The sequence below is a fragment of the Rhodococcus sp. 05-2254-5 genome, from assembly GCF_002258575.1.
Classification (GTDB): domain Bacteria; phylum Actinomycetota; class Actinomycetes; order Mycobacteriales; family Mycobacteriaceae; genus Rhodococcoides; species Rhodococcoides fascians.
Genome location: NZ_NOZG01000029.1, coordinates 608,938 through 623,761, shown reverse-complemented (window position 1 = coordinate 623,761; position 14,824 = coordinate 608,938). Strand labels below are relative to the sequence as shown.

The 14,824-nt window shown below is 64.6% G+C and carries 15 protein-coding genes; 13 read left to right on the top strand and 2 right to left on the bottom strand.

The window, feature by feature from the left end; all coding sequences use genetic code 11:
- Positions 1-58: 58 nt before the first annotated feature.
- The 4 genes from CH278_RS22500 to CH278_RS22485 are packed head-to-tail and all read left to right on the top strand — an operon-like array spanning position 59 to position 5,333.
- Entirely contained in the window at positions 59-1,117 is a 1,059-nt protein-coding gene (locus CH278_RS22500; protein ID WP_032364498.1) for a 2,3-butanediol dehydrogenase, read from the top strand.
- Positions 1,114-1,881 carry an acetoin reductase gene (locus CH278_RS22495; protein ID WP_032406583.1) on the top strand — a complete coding sequence of 256 codons (768 nt, stop codon included), beginning with the start codon at positions 1,114-1,116 and terminating at the stop codon, positions 1,879-1,881. Before CH278_RS22500 ends, CH278_RS22495 begins: the two co-directional genes overlap by 4 nt.
- A 44-nt stretch (positions 1,882-1,925) precedes the next feature.
- Positions 1,926-3,254, top strand: a complete 1,329-nt coding sequence (locus tag CH278_RS22490) for a GAF domain-containing protein (RefSeq protein WP_027494399.1) — start codon at positions 1,926-1,928, stop codon at positions 3,252-3,254.
- A 21-nt stretch (positions 3,255-3,275) separates the two neighbouring features.
- The gene (locus CH278_RS22485; protein WP_094622845.1) at positions 3,276-5,333 is read left to right on the top strand and encodes an FUSC family protein; all 2,058 of its coding nucleotides are present in this window, start codon (positions 3,276-3,278) and stop codon (positions 5,331-5,333) included.
- A 66-nt stretch (positions 5,334-5,399) separates the two neighbouring features.
- Here CH278_RS22485 and CH278_RS22480 read toward each other — a convergent pair whose 3' ends face one another.
- On the bottom strand, positions 5,400-6,482 hold the full coding sequence (locus tag CH278_RS22480) for a serine hydrolase domain-containing protein (RefSeq protein WP_230072944.1): 1,083 nt from the start codon (positions 6,480-6,482) through the stop codon (positions 5,400-5,402).
- A gap of 460 nt (positions 6,483-6,942) precedes the next feature.
- Between CH278_RS22480 and CH278_RS22475 the strand changes: the two genes are divergently transcribed.
- The 7 genes from CH278_RS22475 to CH278_RS22445 all read left to right on the top strand — a co-directional run bounded on the left by CH278_RS22475 (position 6,943) and on the right by CH278_RS22445 (position 11,582).
- A complete protein-coding gene (locus tag CH278_RS22475) occupies positions 6,943-8,124 on the top strand; it encodes a sensor histidine kinase (protein WP_179274493.1) in 1,182 nt (393 codons plus the stop codon).
- On the top strand, positions 8,121-8,783 hold the full coding sequence (locus tag CH278_RS22470) for a response regulator (protein WP_094622842.1): 663 nt from the start codon (positions 8,121-8,123) through the stop codon (positions 8,781-8,783). Before CH278_RS22475 ends, CH278_RS22470 begins: the two co-directional genes overlap by 4 nt.
- An 88-nt stretch (positions 8,784-8,871) precedes the next feature.
- Positions 8,872-9,498, top strand: a complete 627-nt coding sequence (locus CH278_RS22465) for a HEAT repeat domain-containing protein (RefSeq protein WP_094622841.1) — start codon at positions 8,872-8,874, stop codon at positions 9,496-9,498.
- 9 nt (positions 9,499-9,507) lie between these two features.
- A complete protein-coding gene (locus CH278_RS22460; RefSeq protein WP_094622840.1) occupies positions 9,508-10,509 on the top strand; it encodes a HEAT repeat domain-containing protein in 1,002 nt (333 codons plus the stop codon).
- Complete coding sequence (locus CH278_RS22455) at positions 10,506-10,853, top strand: cupredoxin domain-containing protein (RefSeq protein ID WP_032369371.1); 348 nt, start codon at positions 10,506-10,508, stop codon at positions 10,851-10,853. The genes CH278_RS22460 and CH278_RS22455 overlap by 4 nt, the downstream gene beginning before the upstream one ends.
- Positions 10,854-10,866: 13 nt before the next feature.
- On the top strand, positions 10,867-11,271 hold the full coding sequence (locus tag CH278_RS22450) for a DUF2752 domain-containing protein (protein WP_094622839.1): 405 nt from the start codon (positions 10,867-10,869) through the stop codon (positions 11,269-11,271).
- Positions 11,272-11,384: 113 nt separating this feature from the next.
- On the top strand, positions 11,385-11,582 hold the full coding sequence (locus CH278_RS22445) for a hypothetical protein (RefSeq protein ID WP_027494394.1): 198 nt from the start codon (positions 11,385-11,387) through the stop codon (positions 11,580-11,582).
- An 8-nt stretch (positions 11,583-11,590) separates the two neighbouring features.
- Here the strand turns inward: CH278_RS22445 and CH278_RS22440 are convergent, their stop codons facing one another.
- A complete protein-coding gene (locus tag CH278_RS22440) occupies positions 11,591-12,730 on the bottom strand; it encodes an epoxide hydrolase family protein (protein ID WP_032388279.1) in 1,140 nt (379 codons plus the stop codon).
- Between the two features lie 136 nt (positions 12,731-12,866).
- On the opposite strand from CH278_RS22440, the gene CH278_RS22435 reads away from it, so the two are divergent.
- On the top strand, positions 12,867-13,523 hold the full coding sequence (locus CH278_RS22435) for a GntR family transcriptional regulator (protein WP_032369373.1): 657 nt from the start codon (positions 12,867-12,869) through the stop codon (positions 13,521-13,523).
- Positions 13,520-14,770, top strand: coding sequence for an MFS transporter (locus CH278_RS22430; RefSeq protein WP_239536374.1), 1,251 nt, complete (start codon positions 13,520-13,522; stop codon positions 14,768-14,770). The genes CH278_RS22435 and CH278_RS22430 overlap by 4 nt, the downstream gene beginning before the upstream one ends.
- Positions 14,771-14,824: the final 54 nt, after the last annotated feature.

The window sequence follows — 14,824 nt, the reverse complement described above, 5'->3', positions numbered from 1 at the left end:
GAAGTGGTCGTCGTCACATAAACCTGTGTGCATCCAATTCAGTCAGGAGTGAGAACCGATGCGTGCAGCTGTGTATTACGGCCCGAACAAGGTGGAGATCACCGACGTACCCGAGCCGAATCCCGGTGCGGGGCAGGTCAAGGTCAAGGTCGGGTTCAACGGAATCTGCGGAACCGACCTACACGAGTACTACGCCGGCCCCATCTTCATCCCCACTTCGCCGCATCCACTGACCGGCCAGGAGATGCCCCTGGTGCTCGGACACGAGTTCTCGGGCACGGTCACCGAGCTCGGTACGGGTGTCACCGGCATCTCGGTCGGCGATCGCGTGGCCATCGAACCGCTCTACCGCTGTGGACACTGCGGACCCTGCCGGGCAGGTAACTACAACATCTGCGCGCAGATCGGTTTCCACGGACTGATGTCCGACGGCGGAATGGCCGAATACACCGTGGTCCCAACGGACATGATTCACGCCCTACCCGACAACGTCTCCCTCGAACTCGGTGCCCTCGTCGAACCGATGTCGGTTGCCTATCACGCTGCGACACTGGGGGATCCGAAGCCCGAGGACACCGCGATGGTGTTCGGTGCCGGCCCCATCGGTATCGGCCTGTGGTTCGCGTTGCGCGGTAAGGGACTCGACAACGTCTACGTCGTCGAACCGTCGCCGACGCGTCGCGCCTCGATCGAAGCGCTCGGTGCCAAGACCCTCGACCCGACGGCAGTCGATGTCCCCGCGTTCATTGCCGATCTGACCGACGGCAACGGGGCCGACGCCATCTACGACGCGGCCGGTGTGCAACCGGCCGTCGAGACCGCGCTGGGCTGCATCGGTGCTCGCAAACCGCTCGTCAGCGTCGCTATCTACGAAAAGCCGCTCACCACACCGCTGCAGAAGCTCGTCATGAACGAATCCCGCATCCAGGGATCGCTCTGCTACACCTCCGCCGATTACGAGGCCGTCATCGATCTGATGAGCCAGGGCCACTACGACACGACGGGCTGGGTGGACAAGATCACGCTCGACGGCGTCATCGACGACGGATTCGAGGCGCTGCATGCAGGCACGAAGATGAAAGTTTTGGTCGACCCCTCGACGGGTGCACCCGCATGAGCGCCGTGTTAGTGACGGGAGCCGGTCAGGGAATCGGACGGGCGATCGCGTTGCGGTTGGCCAACGACGGGCACGACATCGCGTTGGTCGACCTGGCCGAGGACAAGATCACCGGCGTGGCCGACGAGGTGCGTCGAACAGGCTCGAAGGCAACGACATTCGTCGCCGACGTCAGTGATCGCGATCAAGTGTTCGCGGCCGTCGAACATACCCAGCAAGCGCTCGGCGGATTCGACGTCATCGTCAACAATGCCGGTATCGCACAGGTCGCGCCGCTCGACGACGTCCGCCCGGAAGACACGAAGAAGATCTGGGCCGTCAACGTCGACGGGGTGCTGTGGGGGATTCAAGCTGCGGCAGCCACATTCAAGGCGCTCGGCCAGAAGGGCAAGATCATCAACGCTTCCTCGATCGCAGGCCACGACGGGTTCGCGATGCTCGGGGTCTACAGCGCAACGAAATTCGCAGTCCGGGCATTGACCCAGGCTGCGGCCAAGGAGTACGCCTCGGACGGCATCACCGTCAACGCGTACTGCCCCGGCGTTGTCGGCACCGACATGTGGGTGACCATCGACAAGCGCTTCGCCGAGCTGACCGGTGCCGCCGAGGGGGAGACCTACGACAAGTTCGTCGGCGGTATCGCTCTCGGTCGGGCGCAGACTCCCGAGGACGTCGCCGCGTTCGTCTCGTATCTCGCCGGACCCGACTCGGATTACATGACCGGACAGGCACCGTTGATCGATGGTGGTTTGGTCTACCGGTGACCCCGCATGAATCCGCTTTGTGAGCTGGAGCACAATTGACAGCGATGACGCAGTCGACAGGCCCTGAACCTGCGCTGGCGGCCGGCGAAGACCCGCGCCGCTACGCGCAGATTCTCACTGCCGTGTACGACGCGACCATGACCGGCGGGAAGTCTCCCGCGCGTCCCCGCGAGGTCATCGGTGACTCCTGGCGGCGGTTGCAGACCCTCGGTATCGACCCGGAACTGGGCAATCCTGCCGAGAGACAGATGGACGCGTCCGATCTCGAGTTCAGTCGACGGGAATCGGGGTTGTTCGACATTCTGGACGACCTCGCCCGTGGCCTGGAATCGGTGGTGCAGGACGGCGACAACATTCTCGTCGTCGCCGATCGGAACGGTCGAGTGCTGTGGCGCAGCGGATCGACGTCGGTGCTCGACCGCGCCGACGGTCTCGGGTTCGTCGAAGGGGCCAACTGGGCCGAGGATTCGGTGGGCACCAATGCCATCGGGACAGCATTGGTCTCACGCCGCGCTGTGCAGATCTTCTCGGCCGAACACTATGTGCGCAGCCATCATTCGTGGACCTGTGCCGGAGCCCCCATTCGCGATCCGCGTACCGGCCAGGTGCTCGGAGCCATCGACGTCAGCGGGCCGGCCAAGACGGTGCACCCCACCACCATCGCCCTGGTCGACGCCGTGGCGAGGTTGGCGGAATCGCAGTTGCGCGAGATTCACCGAACCACCCTGGATCGACTGCGTTCGGTGGCCGCACCGATGCTGGCGCGCCTGCAGTCCCCGGCGCTGGCCGTCGACGCGAACGGGTGGGTCGCGGCCGTCGAATCGGTGGCACTGCGCAATCGCATCCTGCTGCCCGAGGACCTCGCGACGGGACGCTTCTGGCTGCCGAGCCTCGGGGTGTGCGACTTCGAACCCCTGCCCGGTGGATGGCTGGTGCGACCCACTTCTCATGGTCGTTCCGCCGGCTCCACTCCTGGCGAGTCGGCGGACTCGTTCGTCGCGGAGTCCGGTAACACGACGACGATTCGCATCGACCTGCGCGATTCGCAGAAGCCTCGTATCGAGGTGCGCAGCGAGGTGGGGGAGTGGACCCACGAGCCGACGCCCCGGCACGCCGAGATTCTGTACCTGCTGGCCATCCACCGGCAGGGACGCACCGCGTCGCAGATGGCTGCCGACCTCTTCGGCGACGACGGCCGCGCGATCACCGTGCGGGCCGAGATGTCGCGCCTGCGCAAGCACCTCGCCGGCATCATCTCCACCCAGCCCTATCGGCTGGACGAGTCGGCGACGGTCGACGTGATCACGCCGGCGGACATGAACAGGCTGCTACCGCATTCGTCGGCCCCCGCTATCCGGGCCGCACGGGGCTGAGCCGTAGCGCAGAATCGGGGAATGAACCGCCTCGCCCGCATCCTCGACGCGTCGGATCCCGGGCAGTTACGGCTGCGCGGTGCCTCGGCGACGACGCTGACGGTGTTGCTCGCGATGGTGGTCCTGCTGCTCGCTACTCGCGCCATCGGCCAGCCGGTGACCGTGGCGATGCTCGGCACCGTGGTGGCGATGCAGGCGTCGGCGTCGGTCAAGGACAAAGACCAGCACAGCAGGCTCGTCACCACCGCCCTGATGGTGCTGCCCGCCTCGGCGGCAGTGACGGTCGCGGCGCTGCTCTCGCGGCTCGGCGCGGTGGCCGACGTCGGATTCATCGCGGTGTTGTTCGCGGCCGTATGGGTGCGCAGATTCGGACCCCGTGGCACCGCGCTCGGCATGGTCGCGTTCATCTCGTACTTCTTCGCGTTGTTCCTTCAGGCGACCCCGGGGCAAGTGCCGATGCTGATCGCGGCGATCGTCGGCGGAGTGCTCATCGCTCTGTTCGTACGGGCGGTGGTCTTTCCGGACCGACCGATCGTGGAGGTGCGGCGGCTGCTGTACGCCATGCGAGCGGTATCGGAATCGGTGCTCGCGGCGGCATCGGCGCGTGAGGACCGTGATCTGGAACTGTTGCGGCGCAGGCTCGATCGGCTCGGAAACACCGCCCTGATGATCGACGACTGGCTCGACCGTCACGACGCGGGACAACTGCTCAGCGTGACGAGTACCGACCTGTCGCTTCGTGTGTTCGACGCCCAGATCGCCACCGAACAACTCGTCAGCTCACTGTGGGCTCTCGATCCCGCCAAGCCGTGGCCGACCGCGCTGGGGCAAGCGACCACCGCGCTGGGATCGTGCCTGCAGAACGCCCCGTCCGCCGAGCAACTCAAGGCCGCCCGACGGTTGGCCGCCACGGCGGCCGAGCGCGCCGACCCGTCGACCCCCGCCGGTATCGCGACGGTATCCGCGCAACGAGCGGTGCAGGCACACATCGCCATTCATCACATCACCACCAATGCGGTGGCTGTCACGTCGAGTCCTCGACAGGCTGCTGTCGAGCCGGCGGACAAGGACAAGCCTGCCGGCCTGAACCCCAGCACCAAGGCGGCAATCCAGGTTGCTGTCGCGACCAGCGCGGCAACGGTATTGGGGGAGCTGGTCTCACCGGATCGTTGGTACTGGGCCGTGTTGACGGCGTTCCTGGTGTTCACGGGGGCGTCGACGCGCGGCGAGATTCTGACCAGAGCCGGCCAACGCATCCTCGGCACGATGGCGGGAGTGCTTGCGGGAGTGGTGATCGCGGCACTCGTCGGCAATCACCAATCCGTTCAGTTGGTGCTCATCGTCGTCTGTGTCTTCTTCGCGTTCTACCTGGTGACCGTCGCGTATGCGTTGCTGTCGTTCTTCGTGACCATTCTGCTCGCGATGCTCTACGGGCTGCTCGGCACGTTCAGCATCGAGGTTCTCGAACTACGGATCATCGAGACTGCAGTCGGCGGAGCCGTCGGTATTGCGTCCGCCTACTTCATCTTCTCGACCGGAACACGAAAGACATTGGTGGACAAAGTCGATACGTATCTCGACCAACTGGACGCCCTGATCGACGCCAGCGTCGAATCGGTGATCACCCCAGGAAACGCCACCGACCTCGTGGCGTCGACGCGCACGCTCGACAACGCGCTGAAGGAGGTCGTGACGGCGGGGAAGCCGCTCGTGCTCGGGCCGACGACCCGCAGCCGGCGAGGGGCGAAGCGATTACTGCGGGTGCTGACCGTCAGCGGCCGATCCGCACACGGCCTGGCGCGAGCGGGTGTAATCGCCTCGCGCGCCGATCCCGCATCGATGCCCTCGCCCGAGACGGCCCAGGCTTTGCGTGAGGCCGCAACCCTGGTGCGTGACACCGCCCGGCAAGTGCAGGCGGCGATCGCGGGAAAGCGCGTCGATCAGCCCGAGAAGGTGACCGACACAACGGTATTGGATGTGTTGCTCACCAGCACCAACTCACCCGGACCGGTGCGGATCGCGGTGCGAGCCCTGAACACTATGAATCGGACCCTGGCCGATGTCCTCAGTCGGGGCTGACCTCGGCGCGGTGTCAGGGAAATGGCTCGACCGCATCGTCGACGGTTCTCTGCGTGAGGGTCTCGATCAGCTGTAGACATTTTCGGGGCTGAGAATTTCCGTGATCGGAGTCATCAAAGCGCTCACGAGGTCACTCGGTCCGTCGATATCGGTGTTGACGAAAACCACGAGGGTAGTGTCCTTTTCGGGTAGGTAGACGGCGACGGTTTTGTACCCTGGCAAGCTGCCGTTGTGGCCGATCCAGCCGTGAACGTTGAACAGCCCCAGACCGTATCCGCTCATAGGATCCTGCGGGTCGAGGCTGTGGGTCTCCAGACGCTGGTGCTGAGTGCCTGGTGCGAGCAAGTCGCCCTTGGCGAGGGCGGGTACCCACACGCGCAGGTCGTCCAGGGTCGAGATCATCGCACCTGCCGCCCAACCCCATGAGGGATTCCAGTCGGTGGCGTCGGCAGTGGCTCCGTCCAGTGTTTGCTCCGTGTAGCCCCGTGCGTGCGGCTCGGGAAACTCGTTAGCGGTAGGGAACACCGTGTGCGTCAGTTTCAGCGGAGTCAGAATTCCGGTACCGATGACATCGGCGAGCGGTCGTCCGGTGACCTTTTCGATCACCATGCCCAGAAGAATCAAGTTCGTGTTGGAGTACTCCACGTCGGTCCCAGGTTCGACATGGAGGGGATGGCCGGCCGTGTAGGCGAGTAGTTGCTCCGGAGTCAACGACTGCTCCGGGTTGCTCAGGACATCGGTCACGAACTGCTCGTTGGATGTGTATGGGTCCAGCCCACTGCGCATACCGGCCAACTGCCGCAGTGTAATTCGACCTCCCTCGGTGACTCCACCGACATATTTCGCGATCGGATCGTCCAGACCGATCTTCCCCTGGTCCACCAGCTGCAGCAGGGCTGTGACAGTGAAGGTCTTCGTTACGCTGCCGATTCTGCTGTAGAAGCCGGGCTCCATCGGAGCTTTGGTGGCAGTGTCGGCAACGCCACGCGCTCCGACATAGCTACCGCCCGGGCCCCAGATTCCCACAAGAGCGCCCGGCAGACCGGCCTTTTTTACCGCTGAATCGATTACCGCATCCAGGCGCGCGGACAGCGCGGCATCCACTGGTCGATCAGCGGGGTTCACAGCCGACGTGGGTGAAGTGTCCACAGGCGAATTCGGTCGTTCTCCGTTACTGCAGGAGGTCGCGGTAGCTGCAAGCCCCACGGTCAATACGGAACAGATCATCGTTTTAACAAGAGTGGTTCTGATCATCGATCGGTCCTTTCGAGAGTTGTTCACTGCGATGTCCGGCAGCAGTCAACCATGATCACGTTGAATCACGTTTTCTCGCTTGATATCTCAAATGCAGCTGACCATGAGAAATGGAACGAAGTGGTATTCGCCCGAGGCAAAGATCATCCTTTCGGACGATGCCGACCTCGAGATGGTCGGTCGTAAGGCGTACAACGCGCCGTTAGAAGGCGTAGTAGGGCGCGAAACTTCGAGCCGATCTGGCGATACCCATATCGACTCCTGGGGCATAGGGTTCGGCCAAGTCGAAGATTTCGACGGTTTCGGACAAAAATCTCACGGTCGGAGTTGCCATGCCGAGCAAGTGTTTTCCACAGTGACGTGGCTGGTACGTGGCGAGCGATCGGTCGGTCGTCCCTGGCGTCGGTGGATCTTCGATGGCACCGCGACGATGGTGGCCTTCGCTGTCGCCTCTCCCTACGTCTTCTACGACGACCGACACAACGTTGCACCGGCGATGATCGCGTTGGTTGCCGTACATGCACCATTACTGCTCAGGCGGGTGTATCCCGTTCCCGTGTTCGCATGGGTGTTCGTCGCCGCTTCGGCTGCAGTCCAGTGGAACGATCATGTGATCGGCGGCTTGGGTGTTCTGGTTGCCCTCTATACCGTTGTCGCGACGCAACCACGCCGAACAGCAAGTGCTGCTACGGCACTGGTGGAGGTTGCCGCCTTGTCGGCGGCGCTGACGTCTTCGAGCGAGTCGCGGACGGTCGACGCACTGTTGCTGTCCGGCCTCGTCGGGTTGGCGACAGGTCTAGGAATTCACTCATGGACCCGCCGAGCGTATCTGGCCGAATTGATCTCTCGGGCGGTACATCTCGAGATCGAACGTGATCAGCAAGGCGCGTTGGCTGCTGCTGCCGAGCGCGACCGCATCAGTCGCGAGATGCACGACATCGTCGCCCATCACCTCACCGTCATGGTCGCTCTCAGCGATGGCGCTGCGGCGGCTACGGCGTCGTCGCCGGAAAGGGGTATCGAGGTGATGCGCGTGGTGTCCGAGACGGGCCGTTCGGCGCTCGCCGATACCCGTCGACTACTCGGAGTACTTCATCGGCAGCGTGATTCAGCACTCGATGGTTGCAATCCGACACCCGTCCGGGCCGATCTGGAGTCGTTGATCGAGCGGGTCTGCAATGCCGGGGTTCCCACCAAGCTGACGGTGTCCGGTGCCGGATCCGAGGCGACCCGGCCGATGCATCTTGCAGTGTTTCGAATAGTTCAGGAGGCCCTGACCAACACTCTCAAGCATGGTGGATCTGGAACGTGTGCGGAGGTCGATGTTCGATACGGACCGGAGGGTGTGGACGTGTCGGTACGCGACAACGGCGCGGGCGTTCGTGCGAAGGCCACCGACGGATCCGGGATCGGTTTGATCGGCATGCGCGAACGGGCCCTCGTCCACGGCGGAACACTCACCGCGGGTCCTCATCCGACTGGCGGATGGGCAGTCGCGGCAACCTTGTATGTCGGTGACGCTGTCGGCGCTCGATGATCACCGTCTTGTTGGCCGACGACCAGAGCTTGTTGAGGCTGGGCTATCGCCTCATCCTCGAAGCCGAAGGCGATATCGAAGTCATCGGGGAAGCAGGCGACGGAGCCGATGCGGTGTCCATGGCGGTCGCTCTTCGGCCCGATGTCGTACTGATGGACGTTCGGATGCCCAACGTGGACGGGATTACTGCGACTGCAGCCATCGAATCTCGTTGCCCGACTGCATCGGTTCTCATTCTGACGACATTCGATCTCGATTCCTACATCCATGCAGGCCTGCGTGCCGGAGCCAAAGGCTTTCTGCTCAAAGATGCTGCACCGGTCGACTTGCTGACAGCTATCAGGGCCGTGGCCGACGGGAACGTAGTCTTGGCTCCGCGCGCGACAAAGCATCTTGTGGAACAGTTCACCCGCTCGCTGCCTCCGGCGGAACGGCAGACGCGCCACGACACCGTGGTGAGTGCACTGTCCGATCGCGAACTGTCCGTTCTGCGTTCGCTGGCCAACGGTAGGTCCAACAAGGAGATCGGAGTCGATCTGGGTATCTCCGAGGGGACCGTCAAAGTTCATGTCAGTCGGATTTTGAAAGCACTGTCCTTGAGGGATCGAGTGCAGGCCGTCGTACTCGCATACGAATCCGGAATCTGCCAGGGCGGGTGAGCGGTGGCCCGGCTGAATGTTCGGACTTACGCGGACGTCCTGAGCTGGGCTTGACCTTCACACGGTGACAAGGTCTTGGCTGACGGCCATGATCGACTCACTTCGGCGCCAGAACTCTTCCGTGCGGCTTCGGGCTGCGCTCGACATCGGAATATCGAAGAACCCAGAACTCCTCGACGCGCTGCTCGAGCGTTGCGCCGTCGAACCGGATTTTCAGGTTCGAGAGATGTTGACGTGGGCGCTGATTCGTCTCCCCGCTGCATCGACGGTGCCCAGGCTGATGCACGAAGTGCGCACCGGCGGCGCACAGGCTCGTAGCCAGGCGTTGCACACGTTGTCCAAGGTCAAGGACCGGTCGGCCTGGCCGGTGATCACCGAGCCGCTCATCTCCGACTCCGACGACGAGGTGGCCCGGAGCGCGTGGCGGGCGGCGGTCGTCCTGGTCCCCGGCGGCAGCGAGCAGTGGTTGGCGACGACGCTGTCCACTCAGCTGGGACGAGGCGGGCGGGAGTTGCAGCGCAGCCTCAGCCGCGCACTGGTGGAACTCGGGTCGGTGATCGAGCCGATGGTGCGCGCAGCCGCGTCGAGCAAGGATGTTGCTGTTCGCGCGCACGCACTGGCGACGGAGTCGCTGCTCCGAGACCCCGACAGCGGATGGGCACTGTTCGAGGCCCGGCGCGTCGATGCACTTGGCGCAGCCGACCCGACGGGGTGAAATAGGCAGATGTTGATCGGTGAGGTGGCGCGGCGGTCCGGGGTCAGCGCGCGCATGCTTCGGCACTACGACCGGCTCGGGCTCGTGCAGCCGACCTCGCGGACTGGCACCGGCTACCGCGAATACTCCCCGGCCGACGTTCGTCGCTTGTTCCACGTCGAATCGCTCCGGTCGCTCGGGTTGTCCCTGCACGACGTCGGACGCGCGCTGGACGATCCGAGTTTCGCGGCGACGGGACTCGTCGACGAGCTGGCTACCCGAGCCGAAGAGCGCATCGCGCGAGATAGCGAGCTACTGACACGTTTGCGCCGCATCGGAAGCGCCCGACCGGAGGACTGGGAGGACGTCCTCGGTGTCATTGGCATGCTCGGAGACCTGGACTCGGTGAGCGCGGGGAAGCGACAGTCGGCAGCGTTGTCCTCCGTCGGGGATCGCCCCATCCCGGCCGAGGCTCTGGCCGAGGCGGTGCTGCGCGAGCCCGCCACCAACGTCGCCGGCGCGCTGCGATGGGCACTCGCGCAGACCGGGAGCGACGCCGTCTCGGCGCTGCGGGAGGGCCTCGACTCACCGGATCCCGAGGTGCGTCGCCGCGCCGTCGATACCGTCGTCGAGATTCGGCATCCCGACGCCACCGAGGTGCTGCGGGAGGCGCTGGGCCACGAGGACGGGCAGATCAGACGCGTCGCGGCGCTGGAACTGGGTGCCCGAGGAATCGTCGACGCGATTGCGGTGCTGATCGAGATGGTCCACGAGGGTACGAACGATGTGGACGCGGCAGACGTGCTCGGTGAGCTCGGCTACGAAGACTCTACGGTCGCGGACCTCATGGGCGGGCCGAAAGAGGTCGCGGCACGACTACGGGTGACCCAGGCGCTGGCCAGCATTCCGGGTCCGGCGGCGGCGCAGGCTCTGCGCGAGCTGACTCAGGATGAGGACCGCTCGATCGCGCTGACGGCGACGTACCTCCTGGACCGGCGAGAACTCGCCGCTTCGGTACCGTCGACGTCATGAAGGCACTCGGATTGCTCGCGGCACTGTCGATCACATTGGCCGCGACTGCCTGCTCCACCTCGACCACCCCGGCCGCACCCGCCGAGCCCGCTGCCGAGAACCAGGTGACCGTCGCCGACCGGATGTTCACGCCGCAGTCTCTGACGATCACCGCGGGCGAGACCGTGACCTGGGTGTTCGCCGACCGCGCGATGGCACACAACGTCGTCGCCGACGACAAGTCGTTCCGCAGCGAACTGATGCAGTCGGGGCAGTTCACCCACACCTTCGACACCGCGGGCACCTACACCTACCACTGCACCCCGCACCCCGACATGACCGCGACGATCATCGTCGAACCGTGATGGACTGCTAGTCATGACAACCCGGACGCGCTGCATCGCCGCTCCTCTCGGCGTCGGCCTGGCCGCAGTCGGCGGTGCTGTGCTGCTGCACGTCCGCGATCCCCGAACCTCGACGTACCTGCCGTGCCCGTTCCACGCCCTGACCGGACTGTGGTGCCCAGGATGCGGTGCGACCAGGGCTTTCGGTGACCTCACTCGCGGAGACATCGCGGCTGCCGCGTCGAGCAACGTCGTGGCGGTGGTGCTCGGTGTCGTCGCGATCGGTGTCTGGGCCGCGTGGCTTCGAGCAAGATGGACGCAGACGCCACTGACGCTGCCTCGCTTCGGTCGCCCGACCGTCGTCGTCGGGGTTGCCCTATTGGTCTTGTTCACCGTGGTGCGCAACACTGCGTGGGGCACCGCCCTCGCCCCGACCTGACATCCCTAGGAGGCTGCTGTGCTGCTGCAAATCTTCTCGATCATCGTGCTGCTGGGCGTGCTCATCGCGCTCATCCCCACGGCCCGACGCGTCTTCAAGAAGGGTGACGACGAATGAGCGACTCACTGCGAGATCGGGTGCGGGCGAAACTGCTCGCCCAGATCGCCGACGACGGAGGCACGGCCGCCGAGCAGGCCGAGGGCGACGACCCCCGCCTGAACGCACTGCGCGACGACCTCGAAGCACTGGACGCAGCCCCCGACGGAGACCCGGTGATCGACGACATCGCCGCCAGACACTGGGTGCCCTGACCTAGCTCCTATTTCAACGCGCCGAGGAAAGTCCGCAGATCCGCCGCCAACTGAGCCGGGTTCTCCATCGCGGCAAAATGCCCACCGTGATCGGGGACTTCCGTCCAGTGCACGATGTGGAATTCCTGTTCCGCGAGGTGCCGAATGCCGATGTCGTGCGCAAACATGATGGCACCCACCGGTTGTGACGGCTTCTGCGCCTTCTCGCCCCAAGCACCGGAATCTGCTGCGTACACGGTGTACGCAGCACTACCGGCGCAACGAGTGAGCCAGTACAGAGTGACGTGCGCCAGGATGCGTCTGTCCGGTTCCGCGTCGAACGGATATGTCCACGCACGAAACTTGTCCAGCATCCACGCGAGCTGACCGATGGGACTGTCGGTCATGGCGGCACCGATCAACTGCGGCCGCGTCGACTGGATGGATATGTACCCGAACTCGGACTGCAAGAAGTCCGCTACGCGGCGGTAGCGGTCCAGTTCGACTTCGGTGCAACGCTTTTGCTCTTCTTCGTCAGGCGCCTGCTGGGGTGCGCCGATCGAACCGTTGACGTGAATGGCGGTGCAGTGATCGGGATCGAGCCGTCCCATCGCAGGTGCAACGCCGGCACCGTAGTCGCCACCTTGCACGACGTACGAGTTGTACTCCAGGTGACTCATCAACTCCACGAACGCTTTCGCTACACGGTCGGTGGTCCACCCGTCGTCGGAGAGCGGCATGGAGAAAGCGAATCCGGGTACGGAGGGAACTATCACGTCGAAGGGACGGCTGTTCACGTCATCCGGCTCGGTGAGGAGCGGAATGAGCTCCAGAAACTCGAGATACGACCCGGGCCACCCATGGCACAGCAGTATCGGTGTGGCATCGGCCCGCGACGATCGCACGTGCAGATAGTGGATGCGCTGCCCGTCGATTTCCACCAGGAATTGGGGGAATGCTTCGAGCTGCTCTTCCACGTCCCGCCAGTCGAAGTCGTCGATCCACGTCGAAGCCATGGACTTCAGGACGGAGATGGGGACACCGGTGGTCCAGTCGTCGGCACCCAGAGGTTCGGGGAGACGGGCATCGCGGACGCGTCGTGCCAGGTCGTCGAGGTCGGACTGCGGGATGTCGACGGTGAACGGGACGGGGGACTCGGTGATAGTCATGGAAGTACGGTTGCAACTATTGCGGACATTACCTGTCCTGATCGCCAGTGGCTTTTCGACCGTCGATGTCACGTCGAGTGGACCTTGGGAGGGACCTGGGTTGGTGTCAGCGTGAGGCGCATCTAGTATCTATGTTGTGTCCGAGACGAGATCCGCCGCCGATACGGCGTACCTGACTGTCAAGGAGCTCGTCATTTCGGGGGAACTTCCTGGTGGTGAGCTCGTCAGTGAAGGGGAGATCGCGACGCGGCTCGAGATCAGCCGCACACCGGTCCGCGAGGCGTTCCTTCGCCTCCAGGTCGAGGGATGGATGCGCCTCTATCCCAAGCGGGGGGCGCTGGTCGTCCCCATCGCGGTGGGTGAGGCGGAGAGCGTCGTCGACGCGAGGCGATTGGTCGAGGCCGGCAGTGTTCGCGCCTTCGTCGGCGATGCGGATGCCCGCGCACGAGTGGTCGAGGCGCTACGCGACAACCTGCGAATCCAGGACAAGCTCGCAGTCGACGGCACCGCAGCGGAGTTCAGTGCCGCCGACGCAGATTTCCATCGGACCGTCGTCCGCGCCGGCAACAACCCGTTGCTCGACGCGTTCTACGACGGACTTCGCGAGCGACAGCGGCGGATGACCGCGGCATCCCTGACCCGTGATCCGGGTCAGATCTCCCGCATCGTCGACGACCATCGCAGACTCGCCGACCTGATCGAAGCCGGGGACGCAGACGAATTCGAGCGAGCCGTCGAACAACACATGCTCAGGGTGCACGGCTTGCGCACAGACAGAGGGGGAACACGATGACCGAGGCCATGATCGAAGACGACGTCCGACAGGCGACGGCCAAACGCTGGCTGTTGGTTGCCGTCGGCATGTTCGCCGTCGCCTGGGGCGGCAACGAATTCACACCGCTCTTGGTGATGTATCGACTCGACCACGGCTTCTCTGCCGTAGTGGTCGATACGTTCCTGTTCGCGTACGTTCTGGGCATCATTCCGGCGATGCTGATCTGTGGTCCGTTGTCCGACCGACTCGGCCGACGCCCGATCATGTTGCCCGCGCCTGCAATTGCCGCGGCCGGGTCCATTCTGATCGCCCTCGGACCCGACAACGCCTACATGCTCTTCGGCGGGCGGGTGCTCAGCGGCATCGCGCTCGGAATCGGTATGGCCGTCGGCGGTAGCTGGGTCAAGGAACTCTCCGGTCACGACGCCACCGCCAAGCCCGGTGCCGGAGCGCGCCGCGCCGCGATGTCGTTGACGGCGGGCTTCGCCCTGGGAGCCGGCGTCGCCGGTGTGCTGGCGCAGTGGGCACCCTGGCCGACGCACCTCGCGTACAGCGTGCACGTGCTGATCTGCATCGCCGCGTTCGTCGGCATGCTGTCGGTCCCCGAGACACGCAGCGCCGCAGCATCATCGGGAAGGAAGAGCCTCGTCGACGATCTCAGAATTCCGTCTGCGTCGCATCGACGCTTCCTGTTCGTCGTGTTGCCCTTGGCCCCATGGGTTTTCGGTGCGGCCAGCGTCGCCTATGCGGTGCTGCCGTCTCTGATGGCCGACGCGTTGGCCGACGAGCCCGGTGGCGGTTACCCCGTCGCCCTGTCCGCGGCGATGGCGGTGATCGCCCTCGGCTCCGGTTTTGCGATCCAGGCTGTCGGGCGTCGGATCGACACACCCGCCAATGCGCGCGGCGCTCTGGTTGCGCTGTCTCTGTTGGTGGTCGGTATGGCTGTCGCGGCGTGGGCGGCGTCAGTGCTGACCATTGCCGCGGCCTTGATCGCAGCAGCGGTACTCGGTTGCGGATACGGCATGGCGCTCGTCTCGGGTCTGCAAGAGGTGCAACGCATTGCGGGCCCCGACGATCTTGCCGGCCTCACGGCGGTGTTCTACTCGCTGACGTATCTCGGCTTTGCGGTGCCCGCTGTGCTGTCGGCGCTGACCGAGACCTGGCCAGGGGTGGTCACGTATCCGATCATCTTCGGATTCGGCGCGGTGATGGCGGCACTGTGTGGCCTGGTGGTGCGATCGAAAACGTCCGCTCACCTGCCCTAGGGGTCGTGCGCGTTGTGCGTACCTGGAGGGACGCACAACGCGCACGAGGGAGGC